At 73.5% G+C, this 16,577-nt stretch carries 17 protein-coding genes; 7 read left to right on the top strand and 10 right to left on the bottom strand.

Annotation, left to right across the window (positions count from 1 at the left end):
* Nucleotides 1–479: 479 nt before the first annotated feature.
* The 7 genes from sigJ to WME96_RS29995 all read right to left on the bottom strand — a co-directional run bounded on the left by sigJ (nt 480) and on the right by WME96_RS29995 (nt 6,970).
* Complete coding sequence (sigJ, locus tag WME96_RS30025) at nt 480–1,427, bottom strand: RNA polymerase sigma factor SigJ (protein ID WP_437285025.1); 948 nt, start codon at nt 1,425–1,427, stop codon at nt 480–482.
* Nucleotides 1,424–2,776, bottom strand: coding sequence for an FAD-dependent oxidoreductase (locus WME96_RS30020; protein WP_437285024.1), 1,353 nt, complete (start codon nt 2,774–2,776; stop codon nt 1,424–1,426). The genes sigJ and WME96_RS30020 overlap by 4 nt, the downstream gene beginning before the upstream one ends.
* A 96-nt stretch (nt 2,777–2,872) precedes the next feature.
* Nucleotides 2,873–4,456, bottom strand: a complete 1,584-nt coding sequence (locus tag WME96_RS30015; protein WP_437285023.1) for a hypothetical protein — start codon at nt 4,454–4,456, stop codon at nt 2,873–2,875.
* Nucleotides 4,457–4,585: 129 nt separating this feature from the next.
* The gene (locus WME96_RS30010) at nt 4,586–5,662 is read right to left on the bottom strand and encodes an ABC transporter substrate-binding protein (RefSeq protein WP_437285022.1); all 1,077 of its coding nucleotides are present in this window, start codon (nt 5,660–5,662) and stop codon (nt 4,586–4,588) included.
* Nucleotides 5,662–6,444, bottom strand: coding sequence for an ABC transporter permease (locus WME96_RS30005; protein WP_437285021.1), 783 nt, complete (start codon nt 6,442–6,444; stop codon nt 5,662–5,664). The genes WME96_RS30010 and WME96_RS30005 overlap by 1 nt, the downstream gene beginning before the upstream one ends.
* Nucleotides 6,445–6,529: 85 nt before the next feature.
* Nucleotides 6,530–6,661 (bottom strand): hypothetical protein, encoded by a 132-nt coding sequence (locus tag WME96_RS30000; protein WP_437285020.1) that lies wholly within the window; start codon nt 6,659–6,661, stop codon nt 6,530–6,532.
* A gap of 174 nt (nt 6,662–6,835) precedes the next feature.
* Nucleotides 6,836–6,970, bottom strand: coding sequence for a hypothetical protein (locus WME96_RS29995; protein ID WP_437285019.1), 135 nt, complete (start codon nt 6,968–6,970; stop codon nt 6,836–6,838).
* Nucleotides 6,971–6,997: 27 nt separating this feature from the next.
* Between WME96_RS29995 and WME96_RS29990 the strand changes: the two genes are divergently transcribed.
* From WME96_RS29990 to WME96_RS29970, 5 genes are all read left to right on the top strand, one after another.
* Nucleotides 6,998–7,645 carry an HAD family hydrolase gene (locus WME96_RS29990; RefSeq protein WP_437285018.1) on the top strand — a complete coding sequence of 216 codons (648 nt, stop codon included), beginning with the start codon at nt 6,998–7,000 and terminating at the stop codon, nt 7,643–7,645.
* Between the two features lie 140 nt (nt 7,646–7,785).
* Nucleotides 7,786–8,772 (top strand): hypothetical protein, encoded by a 987-nt coding sequence (locus tag WME96_RS29985; protein ID WP_437285017.1) that lies wholly within the window; start codon nt 7,786–7,788, stop codon nt 8,770–8,772.
* Nucleotides 8,773–8,965: 193 nt separating this feature from the next.
* Nucleotides 8,966–9,568, top strand: coding sequence for an RNA polymerase sigma factor (locus WME96_RS29980; protein WP_437285016.1), 603 nt, complete (start codon nt 8,966–8,968; stop codon nt 9,566–9,568).
* The gene (locus WME96_RS29975; RefSeq protein WP_437285015.1) at nt 9,565–10,332 is read left to right on the top strand and encodes a hypothetical protein; all 768 of its coding nucleotides are present in this window, start codon (nt 9,565–9,567) and stop codon (nt 10,330–10,332) included. The genes WME96_RS29980 and WME96_RS29975 overlap by 4 nt, the downstream gene beginning before the upstream one ends.
* A 10-nt stretch (nt 10,333–10,342) precedes the next feature.
* Nucleotides 10,343–11,725: a glycosyl hydrolase family 8 gene (locus tag WME96_RS29970; protein ID WP_437285014.1), complete on the top strand. Its 1,383-nt coding sequence runs from the start codon at nt 10,343–10,345 to the stop codon at nt 11,723–11,725.
* Nucleotides 11,726–11,748: 23 nt separating this feature from the next.
* Here the strand turns inward: WME96_RS29970 and WME96_RS29965 are convergent, their stop codons facing one another.
* A complete protein-coding gene (locus WME96_RS29965; RefSeq protein WP_437285013.1) occupies nt 11,749–12,522 on the bottom strand; it encodes a class I SAM-dependent methyltransferase in 774 nt (257 codons plus the stop codon).
* A gap of 64 nt (nt 12,523–12,586) precedes the next feature.
* Complete coding sequence (locus WME96_RS29960) at nt 12,587–13,033, bottom strand: hypothetical protein (RefSeq protein ID WP_437285012.1); 447 nt, start codon at nt 13,031–13,033, stop codon at nt 12,587–12,589.
* 293 nt (nt 13,034–13,326) lie between these two features.
* Between WME96_RS29960 and WME96_RS29955 the strand changes: the two genes are divergently transcribed.
* Nucleotides 13,327–14,508, top strand: coding sequence for a purple acid phosphatase family protein (locus WME96_RS29955; RefSeq protein WP_437285011.1), 1,182 nt, complete (start codon nt 13,327–13,329; stop codon nt 14,506–14,508).
* A gap of 24 nt (nt 14,509–14,532) precedes the next feature.
* On the opposite strand, the gene plsY is transcribed toward WME96_RS29955, so the two are convergent.
* On the bottom strand, nt 14,533–15,183 hold the full coding sequence (plsY, locus tag WME96_RS29950; protein WP_437285010.1) for a glycerol-3-phosphate 1-O-acyltransferase PlsY: 651 nt from the start codon (nt 15,181–15,183) through the stop codon (nt 14,533–14,535).
* A 114-nt stretch (nt 15,184–15,297) separates the two neighbouring features.
* Here plsY and WME96_RS29945 point away from each other — a divergent pair, with 114 nt between their 5' ends.
* Entirely contained in the window at nt 15,298–16,575 is a 1,278-nt protein-coding gene (locus WME96_RS29945) for a patatin-like phospholipase family protein (protein ID WP_437285009.1), read from the top strand.
* Nucleotides 16,576–16,577 lie beyond the last annotated feature (2 nt).

The following is a 16,577-nucleotide window of genomic DNA, read 5'->3' as shown; positions in this document are numbered from 1 at the left end:
CGGGGTTGCTGAAATGAACGGTGTTGGAAGCCAAGGTGCGAGTGGCTCGCCTCATCAAGCTCAAGCTGTGTTCGTGAGGGTGGGAGTATATGCCAATGAGTTAATTGGCTGTCGAGCTAAATCTCCCTGGCTCCTGAAATCCCCACGAGGGAGTCGGCGCGCGCGGTTCGTGCTCGTGAATTGCGTTGTCCTATCGCCTGGTTGCGAGCCTGCGTCCTTGTCGGATTGCGTGTCGCGAGCGCGCGGTGGCGCGCTTGTTGCTCGGTCGTTGATAGCGACAGCTGGCAATCGCGTGGTGCAGGCGGGTGTCGCCCTGTTATCGATTGTGATTGAAGCGCGCGTGGAGCGGTGCATATCGCGCGGCTCGGCTCGGCGCGCCGCGCCGGCGTGAGCCCGCGCGCGCGATGCCATGTCGCCGAGCGGCCCTGCGACGCGCCGATGCGCGCGGCGGGCCGGCGCGATCACGCGCGCGTCGGCGGTCAGGAGATCGGGAGGAGCGGGAGCGCCGCCCCGAGCCTGGCCAGCTTGTCGGGATTGCGCATGATCCAGATGGCGTCGACGCCGGCGGGCGAGACGTCCAGGCCGATCGCGGTCGCGAGGCGCGCCCCCTCGTAGACGAGGAGGGCAGGTCCGCCGTTGACCGACGCGATCCGGGCGGTCGCGCCCGCGCCCTTCTGCCAGAGGCCGATGACGTAGCGCGTGACGCGATCGCGGCCGCTCAGCACCCGGCGCGCCGCGCTGGCCTTACCGCCGGAGTCGGGGGTCACGCTCGCGCCCTCGGCGAGCATCGCGGCGAGCGCGCCGGCGTCGCCGCGCGCCGCGGCCTCGAGGAACGCCTCGAACAGACGCCGTCGCTCGGCCTCGGTCGCGCGGAACCGCGGCTGGCGCGCGGCCACGTGCTCGCGCGCCCGGTGCACGAGCTGCCGGCAGGCCGCAGGCGAGCGGCCGAGCGCCGCCGCGATGGCGTCGAACTCCCAGTCGAACACGTCGCGCAAGATCAGCGCGGCCCGCTCGAGCGGCGACAGGCTCTCGAGCACCACGAGGAACGCCATCGAGATCGACTCGACCCTGTCCATGCGCGCCGCCGGGCTCTCCGCGCCGCCGAGCGCGTCCGCGTACTCCGCCGCGGCCCCGTCGCAGTCGACCAGATCGCCGGTCGGCACGGGCTCGGGGAGCCACGGCCCCACGTACGCCTCGCGCCGCGCGCGCGCCGACTTCAGCACGTCGAGGCAGAGGCGCGTCACGATCGTCGCGAGGTACGCCGCCGGCGCCTCGGGCGCCTCCCCGGCGGCGCGCGCGCGCAGGTAGGCCTCCTGGACCACGTCCTCGGCCTCGGCCGCGCTGCCGAGCATCCGGTAGGCGAGGCCGAACAGCGAGCGCCTGTGCGCCGTGAAGCACGCGGCGCTCACCCCCGCCGCCACGCTCATGTCGCCGCACCGGACGCGAGCCGCCCGCCGCCCGCAGGGTCGAGGGCGCCCTGCGGCCTCGGCGCCGGCCCGGGCGCGCCGCTGCGGTGGGGGCGGAGCTGCTCGAAGCGGAGCACCGCGATCGTGAAGCGGCAGACGAGCTCCTTGGCCCACGCGCCCGCGCGGCCGGTGAGCACGCGCTCGAGCGGCCGGTCCATCGGGTCCACCCGCTGGATGAGCCCGCGCCGCCGGCCGAGGCTGATGCACTGGACGGCGAACGCGAAGCGGAACGGCGCGGGCGGCGCGTCGCCGGCGAGCGCGGCGACGATGCTGTCCGCCGCGTACGCCGCCTGCGGCAGCGCGGTGGCGCACCCCATGCGCAGCGGCGCGCCGTCGCCGCCCCGCGCGGCCGCGGCGTCGCCGGCGCCCCAGATCTCCGGGTGCGCGGGCGCGCGGAGCCGCCCATCGACGGCGAGCCGCCCTCCGGCGACGGTGGCGAGCCCGGAGCTCCCGGCGAGCGCCGCCGGCCGGAAGCCCGCGGCGAGGACGACGATGTCCGCGGCGAGGCGCTCGGGCAGGGCCTGCGGCTCGGCCGCGCCGGCGCCGGGCGCGGCCGCCGCGCCGTCCTTGCGGGCGACGAGGAGGCCGCTCGCGTCGACCCGGGTCGCGCGCGCGCGCTCGACCGTCGCGACGCCGAGCTCGCGGAGCGCCTGGGCGACGTACGCGCGCCCGCGCTCGGACAGCCCCTCGCCGACGCGCCCGCGCGTCGCGAGCGCGACGCGCAGCGCGGGGAACGCCTCGGCGATCTCCGCCGCTGCCTCGATCGCGGTGAGCCCGCCGCCGACCACGACGACGCTGCCGCCGGGGCGCGCGGCGCGCAGGCGATCGCGCAGCGCGCGCGCGCTCGCGGCGTCCGCCACCGAGAGCGCGTGCTCGCCGCCGCCGGGAACGACCTCCGGCGCCGCGGCGCTGCCGGGGGCATACAGGAGCGCGTCGTAGTCGAGCCGCCGCACCGGCGCCGCCGCGTCGTCCGCCGCCGCGGCGCCCTCGACGGCGAGCTCCACCTCGACCGCCCGCGCCGCCGCGTCGATCCTGCGGGCCCGGCCGACCACGAGCTCGATCCCCCGCGCCCCGAGGAGCCGCCCGAGCTCGATCCGGCGCGGCGCCCTGCCGGCGGCGAGCTCGTGCAGCCGGATCCGCTCCACGAAGAGCGGCGACGGGTTCACCAGCGCGACCGAGACCGGCACGCGCCGGCGCGCCGCCTTGCCGGCGATCCGCAGCGCCGCCGCCGCGCCCGCGTATCCGCCGCCGATCACCACGACCCGGGCGCGCCCGGGGCCCTCCGGTCCGCCCTGCTTCCTCTCGTCCATGCGTGCCTCCCGCCCCGGCGATCGGGGCTCGGCGACAAGACGAGAGGGCCGCCCTGCTTGTGACATGGCCCTCGCGAGTCGCGGTCGAGGGGGCGCCTACTGCCGCGCCGGCCAGGCGACGGGCGTCGGCACGAGCCGCGGCTCGATCGTCCCGTTGCCCAGCTCGCCGTTCTTGTTGTCGCCCCAGCAGAGCATCTCGCCGGTGCGCTTCAGCGCGCAGCCATGGTCGTCGCCGAGCGCCAGCTCGACGACGTCGGTCAGCCCGATCGGCTGCGGGGTGAAGCCGGTGTCCTGCGTCCCGGTGCCGAGCTGCCCCTTCGCGTTATCGCCCCACAGGAGCGCCTCGCCGCTGGCCAGCACCGCGCCGGAGTGCCGCGCGCCGAGCGCGAGCCAGCGCACGTCCACGAGCTCGGGGATCTGCCGCGGCACCGCCTCGGTGTTCACGACGCCTGTCCCGAGGCGGTACTGCGCCCCCTTGCCCCAGCAGGACGCCACGCCCTGCGCCGGCGCCGCGCAGGTGTGCAGGGCGCCCGCCGCCGTCAGCGAGACGCCGGTGAGGCCCACCACGGCCGTCGGGGTGGTCTTCGGCTGGAAGCCGCCGACCCCGAGCTGGCCGTCCTGGTTGTGGCCCCAGCAGCTCATCGTGCGCTGGCCCATCCGCTCGATCATGCCCGCGCAGGTGTGCGAGAGCCCGGCGCTCACCGAGGCCACGTCGTCCAGGATCACGGCGGGCACGAACAGATCGGCCTCGTCGCCGTACCCGAGCTGGCCGGAGCTGCCCTCGCCCCAGCACCAGAGATCGTGCGACGTGGTCACGGCGCACGTGTGGGTCCCGCCGACGGCGACCTGGGTCGCGCCCGTGAGGTCCCTCGCGCGCACCGGGGAGAGGGCGTTCATCGCCTCGTTGTCGCCGAGCTGCCCGCTGTTGCCGGCGCCCCAGCACGCCACCGCGCCGTCCGTCAGCACCGCGCACGTGTGCGTGCGCGCCGACGAGAGGCTCGCGGCGACCCGGTCGGCGGCGCCGCCGAGGCCGTCGACCTGCCGGGGGATCGGCCGATCCTGCTGGAGCGTGCCGTCGCCGAGGTTGCCCCAGGTATTCCTGCCCCAGCACCAGACCGTGCCGTCGCTGAGCACCGCGCACGTGTAGTCCGTGCCCGCCGCGATGTGCTTCGGCACGACGCACGCGCCCTGCACGCACTGGCCGCTGCACGGCTTGTCGCAGCTCCCGCAGTGCGCGGTGCTCGTGAGGAGGTCCACCTCGCAGCCGTTCTCGGGGCCCTTGTCGCAGTTGCCGCGGTTCTCCTCGCACGCCGGCGACTGGCAGACGCCCTCGACGCAGCTCGGCGTGCCGCCGAACGTCGAGCAGGCGACGTCGCACGCGCCGCAGTGCTCCGCGTCCGTCCTCACGTCGACGCACGCCCCGTCGCACGTCACCTCGTCGCCCGGGCACCCGTCGCCGCCGCCGGCGCCGCCGGCGCCGCCGCCGCTGCCGCCGGTGCCGCCGGTGCCGCCGCCGGTGCTCGAGCTCGTCGGCGTCATGCCGGGCGGGCGCGCCGTGAACTCCTCGCCGCACGCGCCGGCGGCGAGGGCGCCGGCGACGGCGGCAGCCACGTACGCCGCCGCGATGGGCAGCGAGACGAACGGGAGCCGGCTGGCCCGAGGTCGATGCGTGAAAGCCATGAAGGCGCTTTTCCTTGCGTTGTGGCGCGGCAGCGCCGTGGGCGCGCGACGGCGCGGGCTGCATTCTAGACGAATTCGCGCGACGGGATCCCTCGCCCGCGCTCGCGCCCCGTCCGCCTGTCGCCTCGATCAGCCCGCGGCGACGAGCAGGTCGTCGATCGGCGGCACCTTCTCGAGCACGCCGAGATCCACGAGCTGCTTCGCGAGCGTCTCCCAGCGCTCGCGGGTCATCGCGCCGAGGCCCTTCTCCTTCACCTCCGGGGTCTCGATGAGCGGCCGCTGCGCCTCCGCCGCGGCGACGAAGGTCTCCGCGTCCATCGACGTGTTGAGCTTGGCCATGACCGCGTTGGCCCGGGCCGGATCGTGGAGGTACGCGCGCCAACCCTCCCGCGTGGCGCGGACGAACGCGCGGACCCGCTCCGGGTTCTCCTTCCAGAGCGCCGCGCGCGTGATCACCACCACCACGTACGGGTTGAACCCCTCGGAGGCCACGAGGAACGTGGCGGGATCGCTGCCCTTGCGCCTCGCCGCGATCGGCTCGGCGGTGATGAAGCACTGCTGCGAGAAGTCCTTGTCCGCGACGAAGCGCGCGACGCCGCCGTCGTACGGCACGACCTTCACCTTGTCGAACCCGTACTTCTTCTTGAGGTACGCGGCGTAGGGCAGCCCCGGCTCGATGGCGAGCGTGCCCGACTTGAGCACGTCGGCGATGCCCTTCGCGCCGCGGCTCTCGTGGGTCATGATGGCCTGCGGCGAGGTCTGGAACACGGCGAACAGGGGGAGCACGTCCGCCCCGCGGGCGCGGGCGGTGAGCACCTCGTCGGCGCCGGAGATGCCGAAATCGACCTGCCCGCCGGCCACCATCTGGACGACCGGCACGCCGGCGCCCCCGCCGAGGATCTCGACGTCGAGCCCCTCCTTCGCGAACGCGCCCGCCTCGCGCGCGGCGTAGAACCCGCCGAACTCGGGCTCCGGGACCCAGTTGAGGGCGAGCTTCACCTTCGCGGCCGGCGCGCCCTCGGCAGGCGCGGCCGGCGCGCTTCCCGGCGCGGAGGCGGCCGGCGCGCTCCCTGGCGCGGAGGCGGCCGATGAGCGCCCGTCGCCCTCGGGCGCCTGAGAGCGCGAGCAGGCCGGGGCGAGGAGGGGGACGGCGATGAGCGAGGCGAGGCGCTGGAGGAACAGCCGGCGACTGTCGGGGGAGTGCATCAGCGATTGATCTCCGAAGGATGCCAGCGCCGCAAGAGCCGCTTGCCGGCGAGGTCGACGGCGCCGAACAGCGCGAGGCCGAGCCCGGAGGCGAGCAGCACGGCGGCGAACAGCAGATCCGTGCGAAGCTGGCGGTACGCCGAGAGGACCAGGATGCCGAGGCCGGCGGCGTCCTCCGAGAAGCCGGCGACGAACTCCCCCACGATGGCGCCGATGACGGCGAGGCCCGCCGCGATCCGGAGCCCGGTCACGATGTGCGGGAGCGCCGACGGCAGCTCGAGCTTGCGGAGCGTGGCGAGGCGGCGGGCGCCGTAGAGCCGGAAGAGGTCGCGCAGCGCGGGCTCGACGGAGCGCAGGCCGGTCAGCGTGTTCGCGATGACCGGGAACACCGAGACGATGAACGCCGAGACAGCGACCGCGCGCAGGCCGGGGCCGCACCAGAGCACGAGCAGCGGGGCGATGGCGACGATCGGGACGGTCTGCAGGAAGACGGTATAGGGATACAGCGCCCGCTCGAGCGGCCGCGACGAGGCGAGCGCGATGGCCGCGAGCACGCCGACCGCGGCGCTGAGGCAGAAGCCGGCGAGCGCGGCCTTCGCCGTCGTGAGCGCGCCGGCGAGCAGGGTGGCGGCGTCGCCAGCGCCCGCGCGCGCCACGTCCGAGGGGGGCGGCAGGAGGTAGGCGGGGATGCTCAGGGCGCGGGCGAGCACCTCCCAGAGCACGAGCAGGAGAACGAGCGCGGCGAGCGGCGGCGCGACGGTGTGGAGGAGCGTGGGTCGCACGGCTGGGGGCCTTAGCGCGAGGCCGCCGCGCCAGGAAGGTGGGAGACGCGCCGCGCGGCGACGCGCGCGGCTCGTCGGGACTGGGCTACTTGCCCTTCTTCGCGGGCGCGGCCGGAGCAGGCGTCGCCTTGGCGGTCGCGGCTGCCTTCTTCTGGTTCTTCTCCGCCGTGTCCTGCTTCTTCTGTCGCTCTTTGGCCTTCGGAGATTTGTCACCCATGGAGCACCGCCTCGGTGGATGCGTTGGTAAAACTAAAACTCCACCTCGGGCGAGGCTACCACCGCCTCCAGCGCCGAGGTCACGAACTTTGTACTGCGCCGTCGATGGTATCGAGGCGATTCAGGGGCGCCTCGGTCGGATCGATGTGCGTGGTGTCGCCAGGTCCCTGGCCGGTCAGGCTGCCTCGGGCGGCGCCCTCCTCGTCATGGCCGCGGCGGCGAGCGCCGAGTCTGTCCTGGTCATCTTCCGCGAGGGCGCCGCCACGGCGGCGCTGCTCGCCGCGTGGGCGATGGGCTCGCTTGTCGGCATGGAAGGGCGACGCTACGAACGCGCGGCGTGTTCAAGGCCATCCTCTGGGACAACGACGGCGTCCTCGTCGACACCGAAGGGCTCTACTTCCAGGCCACCCGCGAGACGATCGCGTCGGTCGGGGTGGAGCTCACCGTCGAGGACTATCGCCAGCTCTTCCTCGTGGAGGCGCGCGGCGCCTGGCACCTCGCCAGCGCTCGCGGCGTCGACGACGCGGGGCTGCGGTCGCTGGCCGACGCGAGGGATCGCCGTTACCTCGAGCTCATCGCGGGCGGAGACACCTTGCTGCCAGGCGCGCGCGAGGTCGTCGCGGCGCTCGCCGCGCGCTTCCGCATGGCCATCGTCACGAGCAGCAAGCCCGAGCCCTTCCACCGCGCGCACGCGACCACCGGCCTCCTGCAGTGGTTCGAGTTCGCGCTCACGCGCGAGCAGTACGCGCGCGCCAAGCCGGATCCCGAGCCGTACACGGTCGCTCGCGAGCGGCTGGGGCTCGCCGCGCGCGACGTCCTCGTGATCGAGGACTCCGAGCGCGGGCTCCGCTCGGCCAAGGCGGCAGGCCTGACGTGCTGGGTGGTCCCGTCGCCGCTCACCGCGCGGTCGGACTTCACCGGCGCCGACGCGCAGCTCGGATCGCTCCGCGAGGTGCTCGCCCGGCTGGAAGATGCCCGGGCATGACCTCGGCAGGCCGTGCAGGATGAGGTAGCTCACAGCGCACCTCCCACGCACCATGTCGGCGGACGATTTTTACACCGCCACGGACGGGGCGATGCACGTGCGTCTGGCGGCGCGCGGACGGTTCGTGGCACCTTCCGCCCGTGGCTTCCGGTGGCGGCATCTCGTTCATCGAGCTCGTCGTCCTCGGTTGGTCCTCGGCCGCCGCGACGCCGGCGCCGATCCCCATTCGCGTCGACTTCGACGCCCCGCCGGATTGCTCGACGGCGGAGCAGCTTTACGAGGGCATCCGGGCCCGGTCGGAGCGCGTGCAGCGGGCCGCGGAAGGCGAGGAAGGCTGGGAGGTCCGCGTCCGGCTGCGGCGCGTCGGGTCCCGCGTCCGCGGCGAGCTGCGTGTGATCTACGAGCGCGGCGCGACGGACACCCGGACCGTCGAAGGCACCTCGTGCGACACCGTGGTCCAGGCGCTGTCGTTCACCGCGGCGCTCGCGCTCGACAAGGTGGCCGCGGAGACGGAGCCGCCGCCGGCGCCGGCGCCGGCGCCGCCCGTCGTGCCGCCGGCGTCGCCGCCCGCGGTCGTCGCGCCGGAGCCGGAGCCGGAGCGGCCGCCGTTCCGGCTCGAGCTCGGCGCACAGATCCTCTTGACGCAGGTCGTCTCGCCCGGCGTGAACCTCGGCGGCGCGCTCGTCGCCCGGTTGACCCAGCGCACCGGCGGCGCGCTGAGCCCTTCCTTCGGCCTGTCGCTGATCCACGCCCGCAACGACCTGATGCCGGGCGCCGACCGAGCATCTGTCCAGTGGACGTCTGCCACGCTCACCGCATGCCCGCTGCGCTGGGAGATCGCCCACGCCGTCAGCGCAGCGCCGTGCATCACGGCGTCCGGCGGCTGGCTCGCGGCGACTGGACAGGGGATCACGAGCCCGGAGTCCGCCGCGCGATCGTGGTGGAGCGCCGGAGGCCTCGCGCGCGCCGCGTTATCGCTCGGCGAGAGCACGGCCCTGGAAGTCGAGGCGGGCCTCGCCGTGCCGCTGTTTCGTCGTCGTTTCACCATCGGGTCTCCGGCGGAGACGATCGCTGAAACCCCTGTGATTTCGCCGCTCGCGAGCGCCGGGATCGTGCACACCTTCTGAGCCGGGCTTCTGGTGATCACTTTGACGCGCGGCGGGAATCATAGCGCATCATGGACGGCACCCCGACGCTGGGCCGCAAGCGCGCTGCCCCTCACGACCCGCGGCACCTGCGCCGGTCTTGCCTTGACTGGTCGTTTTTCACGAAGAACTCCTGTTTCCCGATGTCATGCCTTGCCTCGTGGTGAGGGTAAGCATGGGCGTCGGGGTGATGACGGCGGTGGCTTTGCCTGACACGGATCCGGCGGACAAGGCACCATCGGCCGCGCGCGTGAGCCAGCGAGATGCGCGTCTGCGGCGGATGGTCGACGCACATCTCGATTTCATCGGCCGGGTGCTCCGCAACGCGGGCACCCCCGCCGCCGAGATCGATGATGCGGTGCAGCGTACCTTCATTGCCGCCTCCCAGCGGCTGGATGACGTCCGGCCGGGCGCGGAGAAGAGTTTTCTGCTCCAGACGGCGCTCAACGTGGCCGCCCACGCCCGACGGAGCGCGGCGCGCCGGCGAGAGGTCCCTGCGGCCGAGCCGCCGGAGGTGGTGGACGCAGCGACACCGGAGCAGCTCACGAGCCAGAAGCGAGCCCGACAGATGCTAGACCAGGTCCTCGACCAGATGGAGCCGGATCTGCGGACGGTGTTCGTGCTGTACGAGTTCGAGGAGATGAGCATGGTGGAGATCGCCGGTGTGATCGGGATCCCACAGGGCACCGTGGCCTCGCGGCTTCGGAGGGCCAGGGCAGATTTTCGCGAGCGCGTACGCGCGCTCGAGCTCGTCACGACGAGCGAGGTGAGACGATGACCGAACCACGTCGCCTGCTGGAAGAGAGCGACAGCCCGCTCGAGCGCGCGCTGCTCAGCGCCGGCACTTCCTATCCCACGTCCTCGGAGACGCGCGCCAAGACGCTGGCCGCCCTGGGCCTCGCCGGCGCGGCCGCGCTGTCGAGCGCCGCTGCGCCCGCGGCGCTCTCCGCGGCGGGGGCCGCTTCGGCGTCGTCGCCCGTGGTCGCGAAGCTCGGCTGGACCAAGATCCTGATCGCGCTCTCGACGGTGGGCGCGCTGGCCGGGATCCCCGCCGGGTACCTCGCCTGGCGCGGGACTCAGGCGCCGCCGCCCGCCGCTGTCGACCGCTTCGCCGGATCGCTCCCGGGCCCGATCGCGAGGGCGATGCCGCAAGCGGCGCCGGCGCCCGTGGAGGTCGCCGAGGAGCAGACCGCCGCCCCGGCGCCGGCGCCCAGCCCCCGCGCCGCAGCCGCCACGAAGCCCGGCGCGAAGGCGACCCCGGCGAGCGCGGAGAGCGCCGCCCTCCAGGCCGAGCTCAATGCCCTCGATGCGGCGCGCTCGACGCTCTCCAGCGGGAACGCACAGGGCGCACTCTCGCTGCTGGACGCCTATACGCGGGAGCATCCGCGGGGCCGGCTGAGCCTCGAGGCCGAGGTCCTGCGGATTGACGCACTCGCGAAGAGCGGCCGGACCGACGCCGCAGCGCAGCGCGCCGAGGCGTTTCTGCGCCGGCACCCGAACAGCGTGCTTGCCTCCCGGGTCCGGCGCTATGTAAACGACTAAGCTTCGGGTCATGCGCTGCCCCGTTCCCCTCCGCCGGCTCCTCGGAGCGTCCCGCATCGGCTGTGCGTGTGCGGCGCTCTGCGCGCTGCCGGCGTGCGTGACGACGGTGGACTGGCTCGGCGGCAGCGGCACCAACGGCGGTGCGGGCAGCGCCGGCGGCACGGGCAGCACCGGCGGCGCGGGCAGCACCGGCGGCACGGGCGGCGCGGGTGGCACCGGCGGCGGCGAAGGTGGCCTGAGCAGCGACGATCTCCGCCCGCTGACCGGCCCGGAGGCGTACCCCAACGTGCTCCGCGACGTGCTCGGCAAGACGGACGAGGAGATCGCGGAGAAGCTCGAGGACAGGTTCAACCAGCTCTTCTACGGCGATCCGTACACGGAGGCGATCTACTACCCGGTGCTCGGTACCACCGATCAGGCCTTCATCTACGATGTCCTGCACATGGATGTGCGCACCGAGGGCATCGGCTTCGCGATGATCATCACGGTCCAGCTCAACAAGCGCTACGAGTTCGACCGGCTCTGGCAGTACGCCAGGACGGAGCTCCGGTACACGACCGGGCCCAACGAGGGCTATCTCCGGTCGTGGTGCGACATCCCCAGCGGCAAGGCGCCCTGCGTCGACCCGTTTGGCCAGCAGCAGATCGCGATGGCGCTGCTCTTCGCTCATGGCCGGTGGGGGAGCGACACGGGGAGCATCGATTACGGTGCGGACGCGCTCGCCCTGTTCGATGTGATGCGGCACAAGGAGGAGCAGAACGGGGGCGTCGTCTCCGGCGTGACGAACATGTTCGACGCGGAGACGAAGCTGGTCTTCGACATTCCGCACGTCGCGGCGGCGAACACCACCCGTCCCTCCGTCGAGATGCCCGCGTATTACGAGCTCTGGGCGCAGGCCACGGGGGACCCGTTCTGGTCCGAGGCCGCGGCGAGCGCGCGCGCGTACTGGAAGCAGGTCGCCCACCCGCGCACCGGGCTCATGCCGGTGCGCGCCGACTTCGACGGCACCCCGCTGCCCGGCTCGGACGACTTCGGGTCGCAGGCCTACCGCACGCCGCTGAACATGGCGCTCGACCACGTCTGGTTCGGGGTCGACCCGTGGCAGGTGGAGGAGGCGGACCGGCTGCTGGCGTTCTTCTCGGAGCAGGGCATCGACGACTATGGCGGGGCGTACACGCTCGAGGGCGAGGCATCCACCGTCCCGGTGAGCCGTGAGGCGGCGCTCATCTTCATGAACGGCGTCACGGGCCTCGTCGCGGAGAACGAAGATCGCGCCGCGTACATCGAGGCGGCGTGGTCGATGCCGCCGTCGACCGGGACGCCGCGCTACTACCCGGGGCTGCTCCACCTGCTGTCGCTGCTGACGCTCAGCGGTCAGTTCCGCGTGTACTGAGCCGCTCGCGTCCGCGGCGGCGCTCATTCGAAGCGCAGGTGGAGGATCGACGACGCGCGCTCGCCGCGGAGCAGGCGAGACACCCTGTTCACGCCGCGCAGCGCGCGCTCCAGCGCCGGCGTCACCTCGCCGTCGCCGATCGGCCGCAGCCGCGGATAGCGCGCCACGGCGCCGTCCGCCGTCGGGATCTCCAGGCACGCGCGCAGCCGCGGCGGCGTCCGCAGCGGCGGGTGCGCCTCGTGATCGAGGATGAGCTCGGTGCCCTTCGCGAGGCGCGCCGAGGCGCGCGTGAAGAAGGCGTCGACGAGCCCGGGCGGCTGCCGCTCCAGCGCGCCCTCGGCGATGAGGAGCGTGGGCACGTCGCCCGCGCCGCGGAGGCAATCCATCCAGCCCGTGCAGGCGATCGAGCAGCTCCTCGCGATCGCGTGGCGGTCCGACGTCTGCCACAGGCGATGGGCGCACTTGAACTCGGCCACGTGCGGCGGATCGAGGTCCACCCAGCGGAGCCTCCCGTTGTCGACGCGCGAGAAGCGCGTGCAGAGCCCGGCATTGAGCGCGATGGCGAGGCCGTCCGGGTTCCGCTCGAAGTAGTGCCGGACGAGCCCGTCGACGACCATGGTGCGCACCGCCGTGGTCCGGAGCGCGCGGTCGTCGAAGCCCTCCGGATCGACGTCGAGCGTGGCCAGCATCGCCTCGGCCCACGGGTCAGCGAAGCCGAGGTCGGGGAACCGCACGCGCGCCGCGGCGCGCCCGACGAGCGAGAGCACCGCGTCCCTGGGGACGGTCCTGGAGCTCATATGCCCTCCGTGCGGCGCGGGGCGCGAGGTCGCGCGGGCGCGCGCGTGCCCCGAAGCCGGCGGGTCACGACGCCACCCCGCCGCTGCCCCGGACGACCTCGTCGACGAGCGCGCGCTCGAGGCGCAGCACCGTGGACGCCTCCGGGAGCCTCGCCGTGAACAGACCGTCGAGGAGCGCCGCGAGCTTGTCGTAGTCGGGCGCCTGCGCCTTCCAGTTCTCGATCGGGTACGCCTCGTAGAGCCCGCGCGTGAGCCGCGACGGCGTCAGCACCGAGACGCGCGCTTCCGGGTGCCAGAGCTGCAGGTGCCAGAAGCCGCGCGCGACGAAGTACTCGAACTTCCGCCCGACGAAGAGGCGCACCTCCCACCCCGCGACGACGAGGGCGAGCTCGCGCTCGCGAGGATCGTGCGGCGGCGGCGGCCAGCCCTCGCCGCCCGCGGGCTGCACGAGGCGCCTGCCGTCGGCGCCCGGAGGGCGGCCATCGGCGGAGAGGATCGCGCGCGCGTTCACGAGGCGTGTTCCTCGTGCACGTCGGACCAGGGGAGAGCGGCAAGCGCTGCGCCGCAGGACGGGCTCGGGGCAGGGGGCATGGTTTGGCTCACGTGGGCTCCGTTGTTGATATTGAAAGTGATGTTCAACTTCGATACGTGGAGCTCCACGAGGTGTCAAGAAAAACCGGCACCGGCGGCGGCGAGCAGGTCGGGCAGGGGAGGGCCGCCGGGAGGCGACATCGGGGATAGAATGCGCGTCCGATGAAGCCTCTTCGTGCGGTACGTCCGCCCCCTGTCGCGCGTGGGTCTGTCGTGGCCCTCCTCCTCGCGCTGGCGGCGGCGACCAGCGGCGTGGGCTGCGGCACAGCGGACGGCACGGCGAGCCACGGAGGCGGCGCGCCGGCCGGAGCGGGCGGCGGCGAGAGCCAGGGCAGCGGGAGCGTCGCCGAGGGCAGGGCGGGCGGTGGCAGCGCGGAGGCTGGCGGCGTGGGCGCAGGCAGCGTGAGCGGCGCCGTGGACGCGGGCGTCGAGGTCGGCGGCCCGAGCGCGGGCAGCGTGGTCGGCGCCGCGGACGCGGGCATCGAGATCAGCGGCCCGAGCGCGGGCAGCGTGAGCGGCGCCGCGGACGCGGAGCTCCGCGTGGTCAGGATCATCGCCATCGGCGACACCGGCGAGGGCAACCTCGCGCAGCACCAGGTGGCCGACCGGATGAGCGAGAAGTGCATCGAGGTCGGAGGCTGTCACGCCGTGATCATGAACGGCGACAACTTCTATTCTCACGGCGTGACCGACACCAACGATGCGCAGTGGGGACCGAAGTTCGAGCAGCCCTACGACAGACAGGGCCTGAACGGACTGCCGTTCTACGCGGTGCTCGGCAACCACGATCACGGCCCGAGCAGCAGCGGCGTGCGGCAGGCGCAGATCGACTACTCGCAGCTGCCCGTGGGCGTCGGGCCGGGCCAGCGGATGAGCGACAAGTGGCACATGCCCGCTTCGTATTACGATGTTCGCATTCGCCACGTCCATCTCTTCGGGATCGATACGGTCGACTTCACCTCCAACGAACAAGCGGACGACATGAGCGCGCGGGTCGCCGCCTCGGACGCCACGTGGAAGATCGTCTTCGGCCATCACCCACGCTACACGTCGGGAGAGCACTTCTTCGACAACGACACGTTCGGGAACTCCGGGATGTACGCCATGCAGCGGGCGATCTACTGCGGGGCCGACATGTACATGGCGGGCCATGATCACAACCTCGAGCTCATCGACAAGGGGCGCGACGTGGGCTGCCCGAACACCTATTTCGCCATCAGCGGCGCCGGCTCGAAGACCCGACCGGCGTTCTCCGTCCCGGCCGACCCGCGGCAGCTCTTCTACACGGACGCGATCGAGGGCTTTGCCTACCTGCGGTTCGAGGGCGACTCGCTGCTCTACGAGTTCATCGACAAGAACGGCGCGCTGCTCTACGCGAAGGGGATCACGAAGTAGCCGGGCGCCGCGCCCGGGCCGGGATCAGCGCCGCTCGCGGTCGTCCGGCGCGCCGGCGCTCGCGCCGTCGTCGGGGCGCCTGCCGAAGGAGATCGTGCTCTCGGTCCCGGCGAGCATCCGCCGGATGTTCGGGGTGTGCTTCAGCCAGATGAACGCCCCGAGGAGGAGCGAGAGGCAGAGCACAGGGGCGTGCCGCTCGCCGAGGAGCCAGAGGAAGAGCGGCAGCGCGAGCGCGCCGGCGAGCGAGCCGGCGGAGACCATGCGGGTCGCCCGCACGACGACCGCGAAGACGGCCAGCGCGGCGAGCGTGGACCGCGGCGCCAGCACGAGCAGCACGCCGCAGGACGTCGCGACGCCCTTGCCGCCCCGCAGGCCGAGGAACACCGTGTAGTCGTGCCCCAGCACGGCGGTGAGGCCGCCGGCCGCCGCGACCCACCCGCCCGGCGCGGCGGTGAGCCATGACGCGAGGGGCCCGGCGACGAGCGCGCCCTTCGCCATGTCCGCGGCGAGGACGGCCAGGCCGGGCTTCCAGCCAAAGGCGCGCAGGACATTGGTGGCGCCGATGTTCCCCGAGCCCACCGCGCGGATGTCGATCCCTTTGACGAACCGCGCAAAGAGGTAGCCTGTCGGGATCGCTCCGAGGAGGTAGGCGAGGACCAGGTAGATTGCCGTCATCGGGCGCCTCCGTGCCCGCGCGCTCCGGGGATGTAGCATGGCGCCGCGGCCGCGCGACGCGGCGAGCGCGCTTCAGGGCCGCTCTGGCGATCGCGACCATGGTACTCTGCGAGCATGGCCAACCTTCCGCCCGCTTCGACCCGGAACGGCCGCGCCCCCAAGATCGCGCTCGTGCTCGCCGGCGGCGCTGCCCGCGGCGCCTACGAGGTCGGCGTCGTGCAGCACATCCTCGAGGAGGTCTCTCGCGACATCGGCCGCGACGTGCCGCTCGACATCCTGTGCGGCACCTCGGTCGGCGCCATCAACGTCTGCGGCCTCGCGGCGTTCGCGGACGAGTCGCGCAGCCGCGCCCGGCGGCTCGCCGCGGTGTGGACGCGCCTGCGGATCGACGACCTCGTGCGGCTCGACGTGCGCGGCGTGCTCGCGGTCGGGCACGATCTGCTCCGCGGCGGGGCCGCGAGCGCGCCCGCGAGCGGCGCCCGCACCGCGCTGCTCGACACCTCGGGCCTCGAGCGGCAGATCGCGGAGGCCGTGCCGTTCGAGCGGATCGACGAGCACCTCGAGCGGGGCCTCCTGTCGGCGGTGACGGTGTCGACGACCCTGGTGAAGTGCGGCCGCACGGTCGTCTTCGTCCACCGCCGCGAGCCCGGGCTGCCGCCCTGGAGCCACGATCCGACGATCGCCCCGCGCGCCACCGCGCTCCGCGCCCAGCACGCGCTCGCCTCGTCCGCGGTCCCGATCCTGTTCCGCCCGGTGAGCATCGACGGCGAGCTCTACTGCGACGGCGGTCTGCGCCAGAACGTCCCGCTGTCGCCGGCGCGGCGCCTCGGGGCCGACGGCGTGATCGTCGTCAACCCGCGGTACATCGAGCCCGCCTCGTCCACGGCCGATCGCGAGGCGCCGGGCTTCCCGGGGCCCCTGTTCCTGCTCGGAAAGACGCTGAACGCGCTGATGCTCGACCGGATCGACAACGACCTGGCGCGCCTCGAGAGCATCAACGGGATCCTCGAGGCGGGGCGGCGCCGCTATGGCGACAGCTTCGTCGACGAGCTGAACGACGAGCTCGGGCTCCCGCCGGGGCGCTCGCTCCGGCCGCTCCGGTCGCTGCTCATCCGCGCTTCCAAGGACATCGGCAGCCTGGCGGCGGAGTTCGTGAGGTCGCCGGCGTTCCGCGCGCGGACCACGAGCGTGCTCGGCCGGGTGATGCGCCGCCTCGCCGAGGGGGACGAGCGGCGCGAGGCGGACTTCCTGTCGTATCTGCTGTTCGACGGGGAGTTCGCCGGGAGGCTCATCGAGATCGGCCGCGCGGACGCGCGCGCGCGGCACGAGGAGCTGTGCGCGTTCTTCGAGAAGGCGCTGAGCCCGGGCGGGTTCGACGCGCGGGCGGGGTGAGC

Origin of the sequence: Sorangium sp. So ce406 (assembly GCF_051474675.1) — a bacterium.
GTDB classification, from domain to species: Bacteria; Myxococcota_A; Polyangia; order Polyangiales; family Polyangiaceae; genus Sorangium; species Sorangium cellulosum_G.
The sequence above is the reverse complement of the archived record's forward strand: the minus strand, read 5'-3'. Positions and strand labels throughout refer to the sequence as shown.

Excerpts from the sequence above, each read along its gene's own strand:
- sigJ (WP_437285025.1), bottom strand. The coding sequence starts at position 1,427 with ATGAGCGTGGCGGCGGGGGTGAGCGCCGCGTGCTTCACGGCGCACAGG.
- WME96_RS30020 (WP_437285024.1), bottom strand. The coding sequence starts at position 2,776 with ATGGACGAGAGGAAGCAGGGCGGACCGGAGGGCCCCGGGCGCGCCCGG.
- WME96_RS30015 (WP_437285023.1), bottom strand. The coding sequence starts at position 4,456 with ATGGCTTTCACGCATCGACCTCGGGCCAGCCGGCTCCCGTTCGTCTCG.
- WME96_RS30010 (WP_437285022.1), bottom strand. The coding sequence starts at position 5,662 with ATGCACTCCCCCGACAGTCGCCGGCTGTTCCTCCAGCGCCTCGCCTCG.
- WME96_RS30000 (WP_437285020.1), bottom strand. The coding sequence starts at position 6,661 with ATGGGTGACAAATCTCCGAAGGCCAAAGAGCGACAGAAGAAGCAGGAC.
- WME96_RS29995 (WP_437285019.1), bottom strand. The coding sequence starts at position 6,970 with ATGCCGACAAGCGAGCCCATCGCCCACGCGGCGAGCAGCGCCGCCGTG.
- WME96_RS29980 (WP_437285016.1), top strand. The coding sequence starts at position 8,966 with ATGGGCGTCGGGGTGATGACGGCGGTGGCTTTGCCTGACACGGATCCG.
- WME96_RS29975 (WP_437285015.1), top strand. The coding sequence starts at position 9,565 with ATGACCGAACCACGTCGCCTGCTGGAAGAGAGCGACAGCCCGCTCGAG.
- WME96_RS29970 (WP_437285014.1), top strand. The coding sequence starts at position 10,343 with ATGCGCTGCCCCGTTCCCCTCCGCCGGCTCCTCGGAGCGTCCCGCATC.
- WME96_RS29965 (WP_437285013.1), bottom strand. The coding sequence starts at position 12,522 with ATGAGCTCCAGGACCGTCCCCAGGGACGCGGTGCTCTCGCTCGTCGGG.
- plsY (WP_437285010.1), bottom strand. The coding sequence starts at position 15,183 with ATGACGGCAATCTACCTGGTCCTCGCCTACCTCCTCGGAGCGATCCCG.
- WME96_RS29945 (WP_437285009.1), top strand. The coding sequence starts at position 15,298 with ATGGCCAACCTTCCGCCCGCTTCGACCCGGAACGGCCGCGCCCCCAAG.